This window comes from Tenacibaculum sp. 1_MG-2023, from assembly GCF_030547425.1.
Taxonomy (GTDB): Bacteria; Bacteroidota; Bacteroidia; order Flavobacteriales; family Flavobacteriaceae; genus Polaribacter.
In genome coordinates this window covers 49247-69870 of record NZ_JAUORH010000003.1, presented here as the reverse complement: position 1 = coordinate 69870, position 20624 = coordinate 49247, and the positions used below count along the sequence as shown (strand labels likewise).

Annotated in this window: 19 protein-coding genes; 15 read left to right on the top strand and 4 right to left on the bottom strand. The window is 30.3% G+C overall.

The window, feature by feature from the left end:
• Position 1: 1 nt before the first annotated feature.
• Positions 2-502, bottom strand: coding sequence for an IS1096 element passenger TnpR family protein (locus Q4517_RS03255; RefSeq protein WP_303506188.1), 501 nt, complete (start codon positions 500-502; stop codon positions 2-4).
• Between the two features lie 58 nt (positions 503-560).
• Between Q4517_RS03255 and Q4517_RS03250 the strand changes: the two genes are divergently transcribed.
• From Q4517_RS03250 to Q4517_RS03240, 3 genes are read left to right on the top strand one after another with little or no spacing between them, the layout of a single operon-like run.
• Positions 561-977 carry a PaaI family thioesterase gene (locus Q4517_RS03250; protein WP_303506186.1) on the top strand — a complete coding sequence of 139 codons (417 nt, stop codon included), beginning with the start codon at positions 561-563 and terminating at the stop codon, positions 975-977.
• 1 nt (position 978) lies between these two features.
• Positions 979-1830 carry an alpha/beta fold hydrolase gene (locus Q4517_RS03245; RefSeq protein ID WP_303506185.1) on the top strand — a complete coding sequence of 284 codons (852 nt, stop codon included), beginning with the start codon at positions 979-981 and terminating at the stop codon, positions 1828-1830.
• Entirely contained in the window at positions 1827-2864 is a 1038-nt protein-coding gene (locus tag Q4517_RS03240; RefSeq protein WP_303506184.1) for a chorismate-binding protein, read from the top strand. Before Q4517_RS03245 ends, Q4517_RS03240 begins: the two co-directional genes overlap by 4 nt.
• Positions 2865-3246: 382 nt before the next feature.
• Here Q4517_RS03240 and Q4517_RS03235 read toward each other — a convergent pair whose 3' ends face one another.
• Entirely contained in the window at positions 3247-3609 is a 363-nt protein-coding gene (locus tag Q4517_RS03235) for a PUR family DNA/RNA-binding protein (protein WP_303506182.1), read from the bottom strand.
• Positions 3610-3692: 83 nt separating this feature from the next.
• Positions 3693-5447 (bottom strand): ABC transporter ATP-binding protein, encoded by a 1755-nt coding sequence (locus tag Q4517_RS03230; protein ID WP_303506180.1) that lies wholly within the window; start codon positions 5445-5447, stop codon positions 3693-3695.
• A gap of 155 nt (positions 5448-5602) precedes the next feature.
• Between Q4517_RS03230 and Q4517_RS03225 the strand changes: the two genes are divergently transcribed.
• The 8 genes from Q4517_RS03225 (at position 5603) to Q4517_RS03190 (ending at position 12534) form a co-directional block, all read left to right on the top strand.
• Positions 5603-6703 carry a Glu/Leu/Phe/Val dehydrogenase gene (locus Q4517_RS03225; protein WP_303506178.1) on the top strand — a complete coding sequence of 367 codons (1101 nt, stop codon included), beginning with the start codon at positions 5603-5605 and terminating at the stop codon, positions 6701-6703.
• Positions 6704-6780: 77 nt separating this feature from the next.
• Complete coding sequence (gene nusB / locus Q4517_RS03220) at positions 6781-7719, top strand: transcription antitermination factor NusB (RefSeq protein ID WP_303506176.1); 939 nt, start codon at positions 6781-6783, stop codon at positions 7717-7719.
• 40 nt (positions 7720-7759) lie between these two features.
• Entirely contained in the window at positions 7760-8227 is a 468-nt protein-coding gene (locus Q4517_RS03215) for a DUF1573 domain-containing protein (protein WP_303506173.1), read from the top strand.
• Positions 8227-8547, top strand: a complete 321-nt coding sequence (yajC, locus tag Q4517_RS03210; protein WP_115900569.1) for a preprotein translocase subunit YajC — start codon at positions 8227-8229, stop codon at positions 8545-8547. Before Q4517_RS03215 ends, yajC begins: the two co-directional genes overlap by 1 nt.
• Positions 8548-8627: 80 nt before the next feature.
• Positions 8628-9557, top strand: a complete 930-nt coding sequence (locus tag Q4517_RS03205) for a hypothetical protein (protein WP_303506167.1) — start codon at positions 8628-8630, stop codon at positions 9555-9557.
• A complete protein-coding gene (gene coaE, locus Q4517_RS03200; protein WP_303506165.1) occupies positions 9550-10149 on the top strand; it encodes a dephospho-CoA kinase in 600 nt (199 codons plus the stop codon). Before Q4517_RS03205 ends, coaE begins: the two co-directional genes overlap by 8 nt.
• A 109-nt stretch (positions 10150-10258) precedes the next feature.
• The gene (locus Q4517_RS03195; RefSeq protein ID WP_303506163.1) at positions 10259-11824 is read left to right on the top strand and encodes a sensor histidine kinase KdpD; all 1566 of its coding nucleotides are present in this window, start codon (positions 10259-10261) and stop codon (positions 11822-11824) included.
• Between the two features lie 11 nt (positions 11825-11835).
• Positions 11836-12534, top strand: a complete 699-nt coding sequence (locus Q4517_RS03190; protein WP_047789269.1) for a response regulator transcription factor — start codon at positions 11836-11838, stop codon at positions 12532-12534.
• A gap of 68 nt (positions 12535-12602) precedes the next feature.
• Here the strand turns inward: Q4517_RS03190 and Q4517_RS03185 are convergent, their stop codons facing one another.
• Positions 12603-13136 carry a hypothetical protein gene (locus tag Q4517_RS03185; RefSeq protein ID WP_303506155.1) on the bottom strand — a complete coding sequence of 178 codons (534 nt, stop codon included), beginning with the start codon at positions 13134-13136 and terminating at the stop codon, positions 12603-12605.
• Positions 13137-13328: 192 nt separating this feature from the next.
• Here Q4517_RS03185 and Q4517_RS03180 point away from each other — a divergent pair, with 192 nt between their 5' ends.
• Genes Q4517_RS03180 through Q4517_RS03165 form a run of 4 tightly spaced genes read left to right on the top strand, consistent with a single transcriptional unit; the run spans position 13329 to position 20609 of the window.
• Positions 13329-14225, top strand: coding sequence for an ABC transporter ATP-binding protein (locus tag Q4517_RS03180; protein ID WP_303506153.1), 897 nt, complete (start codon positions 13329-13331; stop codon positions 14223-14225).
• A gap of 12 nt (positions 14226-14237) precedes the next feature.
• Positions 14238-15086: an ABC transporter permease gene (locus Q4517_RS03175; RefSeq protein WP_303506151.1), complete on the top strand. Its 849-nt coding sequence runs from the start codon at positions 14238-14240 to the stop codon at positions 15084-15086.
• A gap of 50 nt (positions 15087-15136) precedes the next feature.
• Positions 15137-17986, top strand: a complete 2850-nt coding sequence (locus Q4517_RS03170; protein WP_303506149.1) for a T9SS type B sorting domain-containing protein — start codon at positions 15137-15139, stop codon at positions 17984-17986.
• A 10-nt stretch (positions 17987-17996) separates the two neighbouring features.
• Positions 17997-20609 carry a T9SS type B sorting domain-containing protein gene (locus Q4517_RS03165; RefSeq protein ID WP_303506147.1) on the top strand — a complete coding sequence of 871 codons (2613 nt, stop codon included), beginning with the start codon at positions 17997-17999 and terminating at the stop codon, positions 20607-20609.
• Positions 20610-20624 lie beyond the last annotated feature (15 nt).

Sequence of the window (20624 nt, the reverse complement as noted above, 5' to 3'; positions counted from 1 at the left end):
CTTAGTAATTATCAAAGTCAAAATCGTCTAGGCTTTCAAAGTTATTAAATTCATCATCAATTTCATCATCTATATTTTTTGAAAGATCTTCTGCCTTAAATTCTTTTTCTGGAGCTTCTTCTGGAATTTCTCCTACAGATAAGATCATTTTTGTTTCAGTAACTTTTTCATTAGATTGTTCTATTACCTCTACATAAAACGTCCACATTTGCAAGAAATCGTACACATAAATCAACTTATCGTGTTGGTTTGGTATGGTTTCATGCAACATACATGTTGCCATTGAAATTCCTTCTCCTGCTTCTGACATATTGAATAAAGGAATTTCTTCACCTTGATTCCAATCGTCATCGGTACGGTAAAAAGATGCCATTTCTTGTCCGTTAAAACCAAACGCTTTTGCGATATCAAAGTGTAGGTTTTCTAACGAACCTTTTTCATTTACTAACAGGGTTCGTATTACATCTTCTTTCGTATCTAAAATTACGCGTACTTTATACATTCTATCATTTTTTGTCAGTACAAAAATACGTATTTTTGAGTGATAATTTTTAGTCACTATGAATAAGCAAGCATCTCTTACAGTCTTAAACAGTTACAACAAAAACACCTTAATGGAAACTTTAGAAATAGAGTTTATTGATGTAGGAGATGATTTTATTACTGCTAAAATGCCTGTGACACCTAAAGTACATCAACCCTACGGGATATTACATGGTGGTGCTACAGCTGCTTTAGCAGAATCGGTTGGTAGTTGTGCTTCTGCATTTTTTTTAAGAGACTTTAATAAAATTATTAAAGGTATTGAACTTAGCATCAATCATGTAAAAAGCAAAAGAGAAGGATATGTTTTTGCGACTGCAAAAGCGATTCATAAAGGTAGAACTACACATTTATGGGAAGTGAGAATTGTTGATGAGGATGAGAATTTGATTTCACTTTGTAAGATTACCAATATTGTTTTAGACAAACAATAGCATGAAATTGCTGAAAAAAATCTTGAAAATCGTTGGAATTGCTCTCTTTGTGCTTTTCCTTGTTTTATATTATTTATTCTGGAGTTTTTCTGCTCCTAAATCTGATGTAAAAGTACTTAAAAAAATTTCAGGTAGTTCTGTTACTCCTGTCCTCACTTATAAAAACTTTAAAGGTTTTAAGTACAGAAAACTTTCAATCATAAAAGATACTACTTTACCTACACTGGTTTTTGTTCATGGAACAATAGGTTCTTCTATCGATTTTGTAAAATATATGAAAGACAGTGTATTGCTTAGCAAAGCTAATATGATTTCATACGACAGAATTGGTTACAATTATCAAGACAAAAATTCGGTTCAGGAAAGTATTGCTTTTGAGCGTGACATGTTAAGAAGTATTTTACAAGATTACAACCCCAACAAAACAATACTAGTAGGCTACTCTTACGGCGGTCCTATTGCTTTGGCTATACAACAAAAAATTCGAAAAGTGATTTTGTTGGCTCCAGCAGTGTATAGCGAAATAGAACCTATGCCATGGTCTTTAAATTTATATAAGTGGAAGTTTACTCGATGGTTGGTTCCACCTATTTGGCAAGAAGCTAGCAGAGAAAAGCTATCTCATAAACAAGATTTACAACTTTTTGAAAACAATTGGAAATCTACTCCTAACAACATAGTAAGTATCCATGGAACTAATGATTGGATTGTACCTTTTAAAAACTCTTTATTTTTAAAAGAACAGTTTCCTGAAAATCAGTTTGAGTTAATTAGCATTCCTGATGCTGGTCATGGATTTATTTGGAGTAAATTTGACACGATTAAAAAACATTTAATACAACAATTAGATTGAGTATTTTTTTAAACATAAAAGAAGCCTTCAACATAGAATTACCTTTTATTACTTACAGAAAACCTAACTGTACTATAATTAAAGGATGGTTTCAACAAAACAACGACTTAATTACCTCTGAAAACTATAATGAGAGTGGATTTATTTTTGCTCCGTTTGACAACAGAGAAAAAGCTATTTTAATTCCTAAAAATCAATCTACCTATATTGAAGAAGAAATTACGATTGGCGATACTCAAACTAACAATAACAATCATGCTCCTGATACTGCTTCCGAAAAGAGCCATATCCAACTAGTTGAAAGAGGAATCACTGCTATTAAAAACCAGCAGTTTAAAAAAGTAGTCCTTTCCAGAAAAGAAAAAATAGAGGTATCAAATTTCAGCCTTATTGATACTTTTCAAAAACTTCTGAACAACTACCCTACAGCTTTTGTATATGTTTGGTATCATCCTAAAATTGGGTTATGGTTAGGAGCTACTCCAGAAACTTTAGTTAGTATTAAAAATAAAAGTTTTACTACTATGGCTTTGGCGGGAACACAAGTTTACAATGGTACAACTAATGTTACTTGGCAACCAAAAGAATTAGAAGAGCAACAATTTGTAACTGACTACATTACTAACAATTTATCTGATATTTCTTCAGAAATTACAAAATCTGGTATTGAAACTATTAAAGCAGGAAAATTACTTCATTTAAGAACAGTTCTTAATGGTAAGCTAAAAACTAATACTGCTTCTTTAATCAAAAGCTTACATCCTACCCCTGCCGTTTGTGGAATGCCTTTAGAAGCTTCAAAACAGTTTATTTTAAATAATGAAAACTATCATAGAAGCTTTTATACAGGATTCTTAGGAGAACTAAACATTAATGATAAAGAAAGTAATTTGTTTGTTAACCTTCGTTGTATGGAAGTTTCTGACAATATTATATACATTTATATTGGTGGTGGAATTACACTTGACAGTAATCCTACAAAAGAATGGCAAGAAACGGTAGCGAAAACAACTACTATGAAAAAAATTTTATAGGAAAAACACCCAACTCACAAGATATTTTAATTCAAAATAACATAACCTACTGAAATTCAGTTTTTTTTTATTATATTTAGATAAACTCAAAAACTCGCTTTCCTATGAAACAAAAATTACTTAGGATTAACCAGCGTGAAGATAAACTTAATAGTAGAGTAGGTAGAACTTTAACTTATAAGCAGCTGGTTGAATTCGCATCAAAACTACCAAACAAAATAAAATCGCTTATATAAAAAATAAAAACCACCAATTGCTTGTGCAACAATTGGCAGTTTTTCTAAGTGTAAATTGAATTTGAATTGATTTTTTCTGCACAATCCAATCTCTAAACACAAATTATACATTTGTGTTTAGAGTTATGCAAAACAGTTTCTTCTGCTTAAATATCGTCGAAAGAAACGTCAGTAAAACTTTCTGTTGAAGTTGCTTCTGTTGTTGCGTTTTCTTCTTTTTTATAGTCTTTTTGATGACGCTCACTGATTACCTCAGATCCTTTTTCATTTACGATAAAGTCTGTTGCTTTATTCAACATCTCTTTAAAGTCGCTAAAATCTTCTTTATATAGGTAAATTTTATGTTTCTGATAATGAAAAGAACCATCATCATGAGTAAACTTCTTACTCTCTGTCACGGTTAAATAATAATCATCTGCCTTTGTAGATCTAACATCAAAAAAATATGTTCTTCTTCCTGCTCTTAAAACTTGTGAAAAGATTTCCTCTTGTTCTACTCTCTCGCTCATAATTCGCTACTTAAAATAATAGTTGTTTACTTAAATTTTCCTCAACAAATCTAACAAAATATTTGACTTGACAATACGAAATGCTATATTTCTTTTTCTAAAAGCTGTTGCTCATATAACTCTTTGTAATACCCCTCTTCTTTTACTAATTGATTATGAACACCTTGCTGAATTATCTTTCCGTTATCTAATACAATTATTTTGTCTGCATTTTTTGCCGATGATACTCTATGACTTATTATTATCGTTGTTTTATCACTAGAAACTCGTTCTAAGTTAGATAATATTCTCTCTTCTGTCTCAGTATCTACTGCTGATAAACAATCGTCAAAAATTAAAATTTTAGGATTTTTTATAATAGCCCTCGCTATTGAAGTTCGCTGCTTTTGACCTCCTGAAAGCGTAACACCACGTTCTCCTAAAATAGTTTTATATCCTTGTTTAAAGTCAATAATATTTTCATGAATTACCGCATTTTTAGCTGCTTCAATAATTTCTTCTTCTGTGGCGTCTTCTTTACCAAATTTTATATTGTTTTCAATGGTGTCTGAAAACAGAAATGGTTCTTGTGGTACAAACCCTATTTGGTTTCTTATATCATACAAATTACAGGTTTTAATATCTTTTCCATCCATTAACACACTTCCCTTTGTAGTATCATACAATCGTGAAACCAGATTAATAATAGATGATTTACCACTTCCTGTTTTCCCTAAAACTGCTAGCGTTTCTCCTTTTTCTACTTTAAAACTAACATCTTTTAACGCAGTAATGTTTGTATCTTCATAAGTTAAAGAGACATGTTTAAATTCAATATTTCCTTCTATTATCGTTTCTCCTTCATTTGCATTTTTAATTTCTGGAACTTGCTCTAAAAATTCGTTTATTCTTTCTTGAGAAGCTTCTGCTTGTTGCACCATAGAAGTCACCCAACCAACGACAGCTACTGGCCATGTTAAAATATTTACATACATCACAAATGCTCCAATGGCTCCTACCTTAATTTCATCATTAATATATAAACTACCACCAACATACAACACTATAATATTACTGATTCCTATTAACAAAATCATTAACGGAAAAAACAACGCTTGTACTTTATATAAGTCTATATTTTTATCTTTACTTGCATCTGCCAACGTATCAAAGTTTTTAATCACAGCATTTTCTATTGCATACGATTTTACGACATTAATACCAGAAAAGAACTCTTGATTAAAAGTGGTTAATTTTGAAAGGTATTGCTGAACCACAGTACTTCGCTTATTAATTTGCTTGCTTAAAACAAAAACTGATATTGATAAAACTGGAAAAGGTATCATTGTATACAAGGTAAGCTTTGGTGATATCGCATACATTTGGGTAAATCCGACTGCAAAAGAAACCAACATGTTTAACGAGTACATAATAGCTGGTCCAAAATACATACGAACCTTAGATACATCTTCACTAATACGGTTCATTAAATCTCCTGTTCTATTTTGCTTATAAAAATTAAGTGATAATCGTTGATATTGTTGATAAATCTCATTTTTTAAATCAAATTCTATTAATCGTGACATTACAATAATAGTTTGGCGCATTAAAAATGTAAAAAAGCCACCCAATAATGTTACTCCCACAATAAGTAGGATATTTGTAAAAAGAATACTTTTTACTTCTGACATTTCAGTTATTTTACCTAATTGATAATCTTCTACAACATTTAATGAGTCACCAACAAAATTGGGAATTTTAAGTGTCAGTATTTTTGATAATATCGTAATTAAAACCCCTAATAATAACCTCCATTTGTATTTAACAAAGTACTTGTTTAAGTATTGTAATGCTTTCAATTTTATTTTATTATAAAAATTAAACTTTATAAAGACGCCCTGTTAAAGATACCTTAATTGAGACCTCTTTTTTTGCTTATGTTTTAATGATTTCTTACTTTTGCACTCGAATTTTTGAGATTATCCAAATCGTCTCAAATTAAAAAACAAAACAAATGACATCAGAAATCATTGATACTAAAGATCTTAAGAATGACCCAGTGTTTGGTCAATTATCTTTTGACAATCACGAGCAAATCGTTTTTTGCAACGACGAAGATACAGGTTTAAAAGCAATTATCGGTATCCATAATACAACTTTAGGGCCTGCTTTAGGAGGTACTAGAATGTGGCAGTATAAAAGTGAATGGGAAGCTTTAAACGATGTATTACGTTTGTCTCGTGGTATGACTTACAAATCTGCTATTACTGGTCTAAACCTTGGTGGTGGTAAAGCAGTTATTATTGGTGATGCTAAAACTCAAAAAAATGACGCTTTAATGCGTAAGTTTGGTGAGTTTGTTAATTCTTTAAGCGGAAAGTATATTACTGCTGAAGATGTTGGAATGGAAACTCGAGATATGGATATTATCCGTGAAGTTACTCCACACGTAACTGGTGTTTCTGAAAACATTGGAGGTTCTGGAAACCCCTCTCCTGTAACAGCTTACGGTGTTTACATGGGTATGAAGGCTGCTGCTAAATATAAGTTTGGAACTGAAAACTTAGATGGTAAAAAAGTATTAGTTCAAGGTGTTGGTCATGTTGGAGAAACTTTAGTTAAGCACATTACTGATGAAGGTGCTCAAGTTGTTTTAAACGACATTAACGAAGCTCGCTTAGAAGAGTTAAGTAAAAAATATGGTGCTAACGTAGTATTAGGAAATGATATTTTTGGACTAGATGTAGATATTTATGCTCCATGTGCCTTGGGTGCTACTATTAATGATGAAAGTATTGCCCAATTAAAAGCTAAAGTAATTGCAGGTGCTGCTAATAACCAATTAGCTAACGAATTAAAGCATGGTACAATGTTAAAAGATAAAGGAATTGCTTATGCTCCTGACTTCTTAATTAACGCTGGTGGTATTATTAATGTATATGCTGAGGTTGTAGGTTACGATAAAGCTGAGAGCTTAAAAAGAACTGAAAACATCTACAATACTACATTAGATATTTTCAATTTATCAGAAAAAGAAAACATCACTACACATCAAGCTGCTTTCAATATTGCACAAGCAAGAATTGATGCTCGCAAAAAAGAGCAAAATAGCTAGATAAAAAATAAAAAAGTTTTACTTTTGCAGAGCGTTAGAAATGGTTTCTATCGCTCTTTTTTTTAAAGTTCTTTAGAATGATTAACAGAAGACATATTCGTGTTAAAGTAATGCAGTCGGCTTATGCGATGCAACAATCGCATAGCGATGATTTGGTTAAGGAAGGAAAATTCTTAAAACACAGCATTCAAAAAATGTACGATTTGTACGTTTTAAATCTTCAATTATTAGTTGAAGTGCAAAAATTAGCTCGTAAGAGAATAGAGCTTTCTAAAAAGAAAATACTTGCTACTAAAGAAGAACTGAATCCAAATACAAAATTTATAGATAACAAGCTTTTAAACTTACTTAACGAAAGTGTAAGTTTAGAAGGGTATATTGAGCTTAACAAGTTAAATTACTGGGATCTTGATGATGAGTACGTAAAGATTTTATTAGATGAGCTACAAAAAAGTGATCTTTATAAAAAGTATATGGATACTGTTGAAGACTCTTTTAATGTAGACAAAGCTTTTGTTATCGACTTTTTTAGAGAGATAGTAGCTCCTAATGAAAAATTAGCTGATTATTTTGAAGATAAAATGATCTCTTGGGTAGATGATATTCCTTTTGTAAACACTTGGATTCTTAAATCTTTAAACAAACAAAAAGCTAATAAACCTTTTATTTTAGGTAGTTTATATAAAGATAATGAGGATAAAATATTTGTTTCTGATTTGTTTACAAAAACGATGTTACATCAACACAAATACGAAGAAGATATTATAGAAAAAACTCCTAACTGGGAAGCTGATAGAATTGCAGATATTGATATGATTATTATTAAAATGGCAATTACTGAGTTTTTACACTTCCCTTCTATTCCAAGTAGAGTTACTATAAACGAATATATTGAACTAGCTAAGGATTATTCAACGAATAAAAGTGGTTACTTTATAAATGGTGTTTTAGATAAATTAGCCAAAGACTACCTAAGTTCAAATAAGATGGTAAAAATTGGTAGAGGTTTATTATAATAAATTAGTATTTTTACAACAAATTAAAAATATTTTTACAATGAAGAAAATAGCAGTAATAGTAGCATTTGTTGTGTCGGCAGGGGTGTTAGTTTCTTGCGGACAAGGAAATGCTTCATCAAAAGTTAAAAAAGAAAATGTTGAAAAAGCAGAAAAAAGAGACAGCTCTATTGGTTTAGGTGCTCCTGTTATTTCTTTTGACAAAGAAGAATTTGACTTTGGTACTGTTAACGAAGGAGAAGTTGTTAAAACGACCTTCTTAGTAACAAATACTGGTAAGAGCGATTTAATCATTACAAATGCACAAGCATCTTGTGGATGTACTGTTCCTGAATGGCCAAAAGGGGCTATTGCTCCAGGTAAAACAGGAGATATTAAAGTTAGTTTTAACACCAACGGAAGAGTTAACAAACAATCAAAATCTATTACCCTAACCACCAACACTGAAAAAGGTAGAGAGGTTATTAAGATTTCTGGAATGGTAACTCCTAAAAAGAAAAATTCATAATGTTTATAACCATTTTTTTACAAGCTAGCTCTCAAGAAAGTTTAATGAACATGCTTCCTTTTGTAGCAATGATTGCTGTTTTTTACTTTTTAATTATTCGTCCACAAATGAGACGTCAAAAAAAGGAAAAGCAATTTCAAACTGAAATCAAAAAAGGAGCGAAAATAGTTACCACTAGTGGTATTCATGGTAAAATTGTTGAAATCAACGATACTGACAACACTGTTACTATTGAAACTGGTGCTGGTAAAATAAAGTTTGAACGTTCTGCCATTTCTATGGAAATGAGTAAAAAACATTCTACTGAGACTAAAAAATAACAGTATATTTTTTTATAAAAAAGTGAGCTCATGAGCTCACTTTTTTGTTTTTTACGTAGATTGCATCAATAAACTATTTCTTGAAAACAAAATTTAACATACCTAAAACTTTCTTTGGTTTTTTAACTGCTTCAGTATTTTTTTGGTTGCTTATTAATCTATCAAAAGAATATAACACTACCCTTGTGTACAGTGTTGAATACGTAAAACTACCACAACAAAAAACATTAATAGAAACACCTATTAATCAGCTTTCTTTAAAACTAAAAAGTAGTGGATATAATTTGTTAGTTGCTAGCATTACCCATAAACCGATTAAGCTGGATCTTACTAAAGTTTCTAAGAAAACTAGAACTAATTATTACTTTTTATCTAAAGATCTAACTTCAGAAGTTCAAAAACAATTAAAATCTAGCATTGAATTAACTAAAATTGTAGAAGATACAATTCCTTTAAAAATTGGCACGCTTAGTTCAAAAAAAATCCCTTTAAAACCTAACTTAAATATCACTTTTCAATTAGGATATGACCTCTCAAAACCTGTAACAATTACTCCTGATAGTGTTTTAATTTCTGGAGATGAAACCTATGTTAAAGAAACAAAATTTTTAACCCTAGAAAATATAACGTTAGAAAACTTATCAAAGAGCACTAATATCTCCTCTCCTATTATCTTTCCAGAAAACACACAACTTAAATCAAGCCATTCAACTGCTGAAATTAGTATTGACGTTGATAAGTTTACCGAAGGAGAAATAGAAGTTCCTGTGTTTGTAAAAAATGCTCCAAAAGGAATTAATGTCTTTCCTAAGAAAGTTAAGATTATCTATAAAGTAGGCTTGCAGAATTTTAATGAAGTAACACCTGACTTATTTAAAGTAGAGTGTGATTATCTACAATCTAAAAACAAAGAAGTTAACTATCTCACCCCTCAAATAAAAGATCTTCCTGATATGGTTACATTGGTAAGAATAGTTCCTAATAAGATTGACTTTTTAATATATGAATAGTATTGTAGTAGGTTTAACAGGCGGTATTGGTAGTGGGAAATCTACCATAGTTAAAATGTTTTCAGAATTTGAAAATATTTCCATTTATATTGCTGATGATGAAGCTAAAAGGCTAATGAACACATCCGCTAAAATTAAGACTCAACTAATTGCCGAATTTGGTGAGCAAGTTTATGTTAACGATGAGCTTAATAGGTCTTACTTAGCTTCAATTGTTTTTAACAACAAAGAAAGATTAAGTACACTTAACGCTATCGTTCACCCTGTTGTTAATAAACATTTGCAGCATTTTATTAAAGAAAACATAGATAAAGATTACATTTTGTATGAAAATGCCATTCTTTTTGAAAACGGGAGCGATTCTCTTTGTAATAAAATCATAACAGTTACCGCCCCAATAGACGTAAGAATTAATCGAGTCATAAATAGAGACAACTCAACCATTGAAGAAGTAAAAAACAGAATTAAAAATCAATGGGATGAAACTAAAAAAACACTTCAATCAAACTATTTAATTGAAAACCTTACACTTACAAAATCAAAAGAACAAGTCTTAAAAATCCACAATTCTTTAACAGAAAACATACATTAATTTACACTTTTTTATAATTTTTTGTTAAAATTATCTTAATTTTATAGCGATTCTGTTAATCTAAGTTAAAAGATTATACGCCTAAATTTTATTAATTTATTTTTGAATAATGGGTAAGAAAATTTTTATTCTCATTGTTATTTTAATGAGTATTTCTTTAATAGGAATCATCTCTATTCAAGTTTATTGGATTAACGATGCTATCAAAAATAAAAAAGAACAATTTAAAAACAATGTGAAAATTGCTTTAGCTCGCACCTCTGAAAACATAAAAGAGAGAGAGTATCTAGAGTTTAAGCAAAATTATAAAGATTATTTTGAAAATGATAAGCTAAGAACTGATGCTGAAATAACAACTTTTCTTTTTCAACAAGTTGATACGGTAAGCAAAAAAAAGTTTTCTTTTGGTAGTACTATTTTAGAAGAGAGTATTAAAATGCCTAATGAGTTTGTAGATAACGACTCTATTATTATTAAACGCTACTCGGGGAAAGAAGATATTTACTTTTCTCAGGTAATAAAATCTGAAAATAAAGATTTTAAGCCTTTTTTAGATGAAAACCGTTACTCTACTTTTAGAACTTATAATAGTTGGAATAATGAAGTTATGGAACATGCTTTTAGACGAAGTAAAGCCGTGTTTCCTATTAACCAAAGAATAAGTAATAAAGAGTTAAGTTACACTCTGAAAGAAGAGTTTGCTAAAATGAATATTACACAAGATTTTAAATATGTTGTTTATGAAGATGGTTTGGCAACACAGTTAAAGTCTGGATATTTTAACATACAACCAGAAGATATTAGCTATCCGTTATTGGAAGATGAAAACGGAAATAGTAAATATAAACTATATGTTAAATTTCCTAACGAGAAAAAGAATCTGCTTTCAGGCATGATGAAAGTACTGATACTTTCTTTATTTTTTATAGGAATTATCATTGCTGCTTTTTCAACATCGTTATATCAGCTTATTCGTCAAAAAAAGATCTCTGAAATAAAGACAGACTTCATTAACAATATGACACATGAGTTTAAAACACCTATTGCCACTATTAATCTAGCTTTAGATGCAATTAAAAACCCAAAAATCATATCAGATGAAGAAAAGGTTAAGCGATATGTTCAAATGATTCGCGATGAAAATAAGCGTATGCACGGACAGGTAGAAAATGTATTACGAATTTCAAGACTCGAAAAGAACCAGATTGAAATTAGTAAGGATGCAGTAGACATGCACGACATAATTGAAGAGGCTACTGAACATATTCAGCTATTAACCGACGACAAAAAAGGAAGTGTAACAACTCATTTTAAAGCTATTTCAACAGAAGTTCTTGGAAATCAGTTTCACTTAACAAATGTTGTTGTTAACATGTTAGAAAACGCATTAAAATATTCAGAAAACGCACCAAAAATTGATGTATTTACTGAAAACACAAATAAATACTTTATCTTTAAGATAAAAGATGAAGGTATAGGGATGAGTAAAAATGCTCAAAAATATGTGTTCGATAAGTTTTATAGAGAACATAAAGGGAATATACACAACGTAAAAGGTCACGGATTAGGCTTAGCCTATGTAAAAGAAATTATAGATAGTCACCAAGGTACCGTTTACGTTGAAAGTGAAAAAGGGAAAGGAAGCACATTTACAGTTAAATTACCATTAATATAAAATATTAAGAAATGGGGAGTAAAAAAATATTATTAGTAGAAGACGATCCTAATTTTGGAACAGTTCTTAAAGATTATTTAGCATTAAATGATTACAATGTTACACATGCTAAAGATGGAATAGATGGTTTAATTATGTTTAAAAATGCAGAATATGACTTATGTATTTTAGATGTAATGATGCCTCGTAAAGATGGTTTTTCTTTAGCTGAAGACATTCGTTCAACTAACAAAGAAATTCCTATTATCTTCTTAACTGCAAAAACATTAAAAGAAGATGTTTTAAAAGGGTATCAAGTTGGTGCAGACGATTATTTAAATAAACCTTTTGATTCTGAAGTTTTATTACATAAAATTAAAGCAATTTTACAACGTAAAGAAACAGAAAAGACAAACGACAGTGATGAATTTGAGTTTAAAATTGGGTCTTTTGATTTTAACTCTAAACTACGTCATTTAATATACAAAGGTGGAGAACCTCAAAAGTTATCACCTAAAGAAAGTAAACTTTTACGAATGTTAGCCGTGCATAAAAATGACTTAATGCCACGTGAATTGGCGTTGACAAAGATTTGGCGAGATGACAACTATTTCACTTCTCGTAGTATGGATGTTTATATTGCTAAACTTCGTAAATACTTGAAGAATGATGAAAATGTAGAAATTTTAAATATACATGGTGAAGGATTTAGGTTAATTGATAACAAATAATGTCATTTTTAAGTAAGAAAAGCTTAGGTAAACCCTAAGCTTTTTTTATTATCTATCCTATTTGTTTTCTAACTACGCTCTAATGATTTATCAACAGTACTGTATTTTCCGTTATAACTTCCTGTTGCTACATTTCCATTAGCCTTTTTAACTTTAATATCTAATGATATATTAGTTTCATTAATTGAATTTATAGTTAAAGTAACTTCATCTCCAGTTTCATACTCCATTAACAATTGCTCATTATCATACTCTCCTAAAAACTCTCCATCCGTCATAAATTCATACCATAAACTGTCTGTTGTATAAGTTTTTGAAGTTAAGTCTTTATCACGAACAGTAATTGAAAATAAATCCACCTCAGTTAAAGCTATACCAGAGTTTCGAGCAGCTTCTATATCTTCTTCAGTAACATTCAATAAGTGTAAGAATACAGAAGGCGTATCTCCTTTCATGAATTTCTCTACCAAAATTGATTCTATTGAATAATTTTCACCTTCAATTATAAATTGATTTGGTGTTTCTTGAACATCATCAGATGAACAGCTTACATAAAAAACAGTTGTTAAAATAATTGCTAATAAGTAGTTTATTTTTTTCATAATTGTATAATTTGATATGCAAAACTACCTTAGTTTTAAACCATCTAGTTAAATTTACTTCTGAATATATCATGTATTTTTCTAAAAAGCTAAACTTTCCTTTTAAACTATTTTCTACTACTTTTTTTATACATTGTAACAATAATTTACATCAATCGTCAAATACATATAATCAACAAAAACCAAAATAGCTTGGAAACAATTTTATCTATTCGAAACCTCGATAAAAAATACGGAAAAGTTCATGCCGTAAACAATCTTTCCTTCGATATACAAAAAGGCACAGTGTACGGAATTTTAGGACCTAACGGAAGTGGTAAATCTACTACTTTAGGTATTATTTTAAATGTAGTAAACAAAACCTCAGGGAGTTTTAGCTGGTTCAATGGAAACTTATCTACACATGAAGCATTAAAAAAAGTAGGAGCGATTATAGAACGTCCTAATTTTTATCCATACATGAGTGCTGTTCAAAACTTACAATTAATATGTAAAATTAAAGGAGTTTCATACGATAAAATAGATGAAAAATTAAAAACTGTTAACCTTTATGAACGTAGAAATAGTAAGTTCAAGACTTATTCTTTAGGGATGAAACAACGTTTAGCTATTGCTTCTGCCCTATTAAATGATCCTGAGATTTTAATTTTAGATGAACCAACAAATGGATTAGATCCTCAAGGAATTCATGAAATTCGTCAAATAATTAAAGAAATTGCTAAAAATGGAACCACAATTTTACTTGCCTCTCACCTACTTGATGAAGTAGAAAAAGTATGTTCGCACGTTGTAGTAATTAGAAATGGTGTAAAACTATATAGCGGTAGAGTTGATGAAATGAGTGCTTCAAATGGTTTTTTTGAGCTTCAAGCAGATAATCAAGATACACTTATTCAACTTTTAGAAAATCATCCAGCAATAGGAAAAATAAAAGAAGAAAATGGAATTTTAATAGCAAGTCTAGCATCAGAATTATCAGCATCAGAAATTAATACATTTTTATTTGATAAAGGTGTTTCTCTTTCTCATTTAGTAAAACGCAAACCTAGCTTAGAACAACAATTCTTAGACCTAACCAACAACCAATAAACCTACAACACCATGTTACGACTTTTAAATATAGAAATTCATAAATTAAAATATAACAGAGCTAGCAAAATTCTTTCTATTATATATTTCGCTTTATTGACCTCAATTGCTTTAATTGCAGCAATAAAATTTGATATAGGCCCTATTAAGTTTCATTTAGCTGAACAAGGAATTTTTAATTTTCCATATATCTGGCACTTTAACACCTATATGGCCGCTATTTTTAAATTCTTTTTATTACTAGTTATTGTTTCTATGATGGCTAACGAATACAGTTATAAAACTTTAAAACAAAACTTAATTGATGGATTAAGCAAAAAAGAATTTATTCTTTCAAAATTTTATACTGTTATAGCTTTTTCTCTTATTTCCACCGTTTTTGTTTTTGCTGTTTCATTAATTCTTGGTGCTATATATTCTGATTTTAATGAAATTTCTATCATATTTTCAGACTTGGGTTATTTATTTGCTTTTTTCATTAAACTTTTAGGCTTTTTCTCTTTTGGTTTGTTTTTAGGAGTCTTAATTAAACGATCTGCCTTTGCTGTAGCGGCTATGATTGTTTGGTTAATTGTAGAAAGTTTAATTAAAGGATATTTATATTGGACATTTAGAAATATAAAAACTGGTGTTGATGAAGCAGTCAACTCAATTATGCAGTTTTTTCCTCTAGAGTCAATGGCTAACTTAATTAAAGAACCTTTTACAAGATTAGGTGCAGTTAAATCAGTTGCAAATCAAATAGGAGAAAACTTCACGAAAGATTACTCTGTTAGTTTATTTAACATCGTAATTGTATTAATTTGGACAACTATTTTTATTTATTCATCATATGCTTTGTTAAAAAAACGAGATTTATAGAGGGTTTTATGTAGTTTAGTTGTTTTATTTATATAATTAATTCCATTTAAATGAAAAAACAACTACTTCTAGCACTTTTTTTTATAGTTTCTATTTCTTCATATAGCCAAAAAGAAGCAAATATTTGGTATTTTGGGAATAATGCAGGACTGGATTTCAACTCAGGAAATCCAGTAACATTAAATGACGGGCTACTAAAAACAGACGAAGGTTGTTCAACCATTTCAGACGAAAATGGTAACTTATTATTTTATTCAGATGGAATTAATGTTTGGACAAAAAATCACGAGTTAATGCATTATTCTAGTGGTGGTTTAGCAGATAACCTTCAAGGAAACCCATCAAGCTCACAATCAGGTTTAATTGTCCCTAACCCTGAAGATAAAAACCTTTATTATATATTTACCGTGGGTACCAACTTTATAGGAAACCTTCCCTACCCAGATAATCCTGGATTTAAATTTTATACTATAGATATTTCAAAAGGTAATGGTGGAGAAATTATTTCTGGCCCCGTAAACTTAGCTGATAGTAGAGATTTTGAATGGTCGGAGAAAGTTACTGCTGTACAAGGAAAAGATTGTAAAGAAATATGGGCTTTATCTATAGTACAAAATACTTTTTACGCCTATAAAATTGATAAAAATGGAGTAGATTCAACAAACCCAATAATCTCAACTTCTTCATATTTTTTAAGAGATAAAAGAGGATACTTAAAAGTATCTCCCGATGGAACTAAGGTAGCATTAGCTGATTTTACTAATGACGGAAGTGGAAGATTAGTATTATACAATTTTGATAATGCTACGGGTAAAGTAGATTCTAATGGTCTAATTCTTACAGATAGCCCAATTGATGGATCCCCTTATGGCGTTGAGTTTTCACAACAATCAACAAAACTATATACTTCTTTATATCATGAAAACAGTAATTCTTTTAGAATTTTTCAATATGATTTGTTAGACTCTAATATTCCACAAACTAAAACTCAAGTTCATCAAGAGCAAGGTTATAGAGGAGCCTTACAACTGGCCCCTAACGGAAAAATTTATGCTTCCATTCCTGAAAGAAATCATTTAGGAGCCATAGAAAACCCCGAAGACAATGCTACAGACATTCAGTTTACATCAAATGCTGTTAGTCTTGGCGGGGCAAGGTCTTCACAAGGACTACCTCCTTTTATCCAATCATTTTTTGCCCCTGTAAAGCTAATAAACCTTGCTAATAATGAAGTTTTAAACAATAGCAATCAAATTTTTTGCATTGGAGAAAGTTATCAAATTCAACCAGAAAAGAACAACCCTAGTGATACATATACATGGTTTAAAGATGGAACAGAAGTAGCTAATACAAGGGTTTTAACAATTGACAATATTAATTATGGCAGTGGTTTGTATGAAATACAAATAGAATCTAACTCTTATTGTAAAAAAACATATACCGGTAAAGTTCAAATTACATTTGAACCAAAGCCTACAATTAACACATTACCTCCATATATTCAATGTGATTTTGATAACAATACCATTGATGGATTTACAACTTTCAACCTAGAAATACTAGAAAAAGCATTAGTAAAAAACCTTTCTGAGGTTACAATAGATTTTTTTGAAACATCTGACACTAGTTTTTCAACACCTCTTAACAAAAATAACTATACTAATTTAGCAACCATAAATCATTCTATAACTGTAAGAGTTACAAACAATACTACACAATGTTACCAAACTGATGTTGTCAATTTACAGGTAAACCCTACAGGGTTAACTTCATACACCAATGAATACATTCATGAATTAGATCAAAACGCATCTAATCCTGATGCTAAATTTAGTGTTGGTACTAACAACGGTTTTTTTGATTTTTCTTTAAAAACTCAAAAAATAATTAATAGCTCTGGAGGAACATTGTCTGATACTACTCATGATTTCCAATATTATAGAACAGCAAAGGACGCATCATTACAAACAAATCAAATTGTACTTCCATACCAAGATGACTTATTTACCGATAATTCTGATGTATATGTTAGAATTTCAAACAAAGGAGCTACATCTTGTGAAGCCGTTGGGAGTTTTAAAATTTTTGTAGAAAAAATTCCTGTACCACAAGGAAACCTTAATGACTTAATTTTATGTGTCGATAATCCAAGAACAAACCCTCAACCAAAGAGAATTCATTTAAATGCTGATACAGGGAATCCAACGGACACCTATAAATGGTACTTAAATAACAAATTAATTTCAGGTGAAACATCTCCTACTTACAATGCTAATGCTTCTGGAGAATATAAAGTCGAAGCTTATAGAAAACATCCTAATATTTCTACCTCATATCTAGGATACAACACATTTTTTGTAAAAGAGTCTAACCAAGCATTAGTTATAAACATTAAATCAGTAGACGATCGAGATAGTCCAGAAAGCAATAAAATTGAAATCACTGTTGATGGAATTGGTGACTACGAATATGCTTTAAATAGCACAAATCTTAGCGACTTTGTTAAAGGAAATGAAAATCTAACATATACCTTTACTGATATTCCTCCTGGATTAAACTCAATCTCTATTAGAGATCGAAATGGATGTGGAATTACTACATCAAACCAAATTTCAACTATTTACTTCCAACGTCACTTTACACCAAACGGTGATGGGAATTTTGACACATGGAAAATATTAGGAGTAAACAATAACTATTACGATGTTGTAAAAGTCCAAATATTTAATCGTTACGGAAAACTCATTAATGAAATTACTGATAAAAATCACCCAGGTTGGGATGGTGTATACAATGGCACGACCTTACCTACAAATGATTATTGGTATAACGCTGAGCTAATTGATTCCAATGGAAAAGTAAGGAAAAAGACAGGGCATTTTTCTCTACTTAGAAAATAAATCACACACTATGAAAAAATTAATTATCTTAAATCTATTGTTTACTTACGTATCTCTATTTTCTCAAAATGATTGTTCTGATGCTATTGTTGTTTGTGGTAATAGTGGTTTTCAAAACTTAAACGCGACAGGGGTAGGTATTCAAGAACTTTCAGGATCTAATACTTGTTCTAGTCAAGAGAATAATAGTTTATGGATTAAAATTAAAATTGATAAAGGAGGTACATTAAGCTTTACCCTAACCCCAACTAATGCTGACGGTAGCCATAATACTGACATTAACATCGATTTTGATTTTTTTATATTTGGTCCAAATGTAAATTGTGGAAACATAGGACAAGCCATTCGATGCTCTACAACAAATCCAGCTGCAAGTAACCAAGGAAGTAACCTAACAGGTATTAGGAGTTCTGAAACTGACATTTCTGAAGGACCTGGTTCTCTAGGTAATAGCTTTGTTAGTGCATTTGATGTAAATGATAATGATTCTTATTTTCTAGTTATTGATAGACCTATAGGTAACAGTAGCTTTAAAATTGATTGGACAGGTACAGCTACTTTTAACAAACCTCCTACAATCAATTCTCCAACAGTTGGTCAATCGTACGACTTAGAAGAATGTGATAGTGATGGTACTTTTGACAACAGTACAAATTTTGATTTGACTATTAATAGTAACTCAATACTAAATGGACAAACAGATGTAAAAATTAGTTACCATCTAAGTAATAATGATGCTCAAACCAACACAAACCCTATAGTAACTCCAAATGCTTTTAAAAACACAAGTAACCCTCAAAAAATATTTGTGAGGTTAACAAACATAAACTCTGAATGTTTCTCTGTAACCGATTATGATATTATTGTAAACAATAATATTAATATTACTCAACCATCAGATTATGTTGTATGTGATGATACTTATAGTGGAAATAATACTGATGGTTTGTATAGTTCGTTTTTATTATCTTCTAAAGACAGTGAAATTTTAGGAGCATTAGACCCCAATACACATATGGTGAGTTATCACCAAAGTCTTTCTGATGCACAAAATGATTTAAATCCTATAAATAAAAACACTCTTTTTACTAATACAACAAAAGACACTCAAGCAATCTTTGTAAGAGTTGAGAATAATGTTGGTTGCTTAAATACTGCATCCAGCTTTAACCTAATTATAACACCTATTCCTGATTTTGTTACAATACCACCATATCAACAATGTGATTTTGATGCCAACCCTACTGATGGTTTCACTACATTTAATTTAAAAATCAAAGAGGCTGAAATATCAAACAATGCTACAAATATAACAGTATTGTTTTTTGAAAATCAAACTGATTTTAATAACAACATACCTATAACATCGCCACAAAACTATATTAATACAACTCCATTTAGTCAAACATTACTTGTAAAAATTATAGATAACACAACACAATGTTTTAATACAGGAAGCCTAGGCCTAACTGTTAATTCCTCAGGCTTGAGTACATTTGATGATATGTATTCTTGTGAGTTAGACACTAATGCTTTAAACCTAAATGCTACTCAAAGTATAGGAAGTCAAAATGCCTTTTTTGATTTCGACATGAAAAGGGATGATATTATTACAAAATCTAACGGTGCTTTAACTAACACTACACATTTGATTGAATTTTACAAAACAGCTATCGATGCTTCTTTACAAATAAATAAAATTATCTCACCTTATAACGATGATTTGTTCACCGATAACTCAGAAATATTTGTAAGAGTTATATCAAGACACAATAATGCTTGCGAAAGCATAGGTAAGTTTAATGTACATGTTGAAAATCTTCCTAAACCTCAAGGAAATTTAAATGATCTTATTTTATGTATTGACAACCCAAAGTCAAACCCTCAACTACATACAATCCCTTTAAATGCTGACACAGGAAACCCAACCGACACTTATAAATGGTATTTAAATGGAAACTTGATTTCTAATGAAACATCAAATATTTACAACGCTAATTCTGCAGGAAAATATAAAGTTGAGGCCTATAGGAAATACCCTAATATTTCTAAATATTGCATGGGATATAACACATTTCTTGTTAAAGAGTCCAACCAAGCATTAATTGTAAACATTAAATCAGTAGACGATCAAGGCAATCCTGTAAGTAATAAAATTGAAATCACTGTTGATGGAATTGGTGACTACGAATATGCTTTAAATAGCACAAATCTTAGCGACTTTGTTAAAGAAAATGAAAATCTAACATATACCTTTACTGATATTCCTCCTGGATTAAACTCAATATCTATTAGAGACCGAAATGGATGTGGAATTACTACATCAAACCAAATTTCAACTATTTACTTTCAACGTCACTTTACACCAAACGGTGATGGGTATTTTGACACATGGAAAGTATTAGGAGTTAATAACGATTATTACGATATTGTAAAAGTCCAAATATTTAATCGTTACGGAAAACTCATTAATGAAATTACTGATAAAAATCACACAGGTTGGGATGGCGTATACAATGGCACGACCTTACCTACAAATGATTATTGGTATAACGCTGAGCTAATTGATTCCAATGGAAAAGTAAGAAAAAAGACTGGGCATTTTTCTTTATTGAGAAAGTAAAAACCATAAATAATT

Coding starts and splice junctions, on each gene's coding strand:
- Q4517_RS03250 (WP_303506186.1), top strand. CDS start 561: ATGAATAAGCAAGCATCTCTTACAGTCTTAAACAGTTACAACAAAAAC.
- Q4517_RS03195 (WP_303506163.1), top strand. CDS start 10,259: ATGGGTAAGAAAATTTTTATTCTCATTGTTATTTTAATGAGTATTTCT.
- Q4517_RS03185 (WP_303506155.1), bottom strand. CDS start 13,136: ATGAAAAAAATAAACTACTTATTAGCAATTATTTTAACAACTGTTTTT.
- nusB (WP_303506176.1), top strand. CDS start 6,781: ATGATTAACAGAAGACATATTCGTGTTAAAGTAATGCAGTCGGCTTAT.
- Q4517_RS03245 (WP_303506185.1), top strand. CDS start 979: ATGAAATTGCTGAAAAAAATCTTGAAAATCGTTGGAATTGCTCTCTTT.
- Q4517_RS03165 (WP_303506147.1), top strand. CDS start 17,997: ATGAAAAAATTAATTATCTTAAATCTATTGTTTACTTACGTATCTCTA.
- coaE (WP_303506165.1), top strand. CDS start 9,550: ATGAATAGTATTGTAGTAGGTTTAACAGGCGGTATTGGTAGTGGGAAA.
- Q4517_RS03215 (WP_303506173.1), top strand. CDS start 7,760: ATGAAGAAAATAGCAGTAATAGTAGCATTTGTTGTGTCGGCAGGGGTG.
- Q4517_RS03190 (WP_047789269.1), top strand. CDS start 11,836: ATGGGGAGTAAAAAAATATTATTAGTAGAAGACGATCCTAATTTTGGA.
- Q4517_RS03225 (WP_303506178.1), top strand. CDS start 5,603: ATGACATCAGAAATCATTGATACTAAAGATCTTAAGAATGACCCAGTG.
- Q4517_RS03255 (WP_303506188.1), bottom strand. CDS start 502: ATGTATAAAGTACGCGTAATTTTAGATACGAAAGAAGATGTAATACGA.
- Q4517_RS03170 (WP_303506149.1), top strand. CDS start 15,137: ATGAAAAAACAACTACTTCTAGCACTTTTTTTTATAGTTTCTATTTCT.
- Q4517_RS03235 (WP_303506182.1), bottom strand. CDS start 3,609: ATGAGCGAGAGAGTAGAACAAGAGGAAATCTTTTCACAAGTTTTAAGA.
- Q4517_RS03175 (WP_303506151.1), top strand. CDS start 14,238: ATGTTACGACTTTTAAATATAGAAATTCATAAATTAAAATATAACAGA.
- yajC (WP_115900569.1), top strand. CDS start 8,227: ATGTTTATAACCATTTTTTTACAAGCTAGCTCTCAAGAAAGTTTAATG.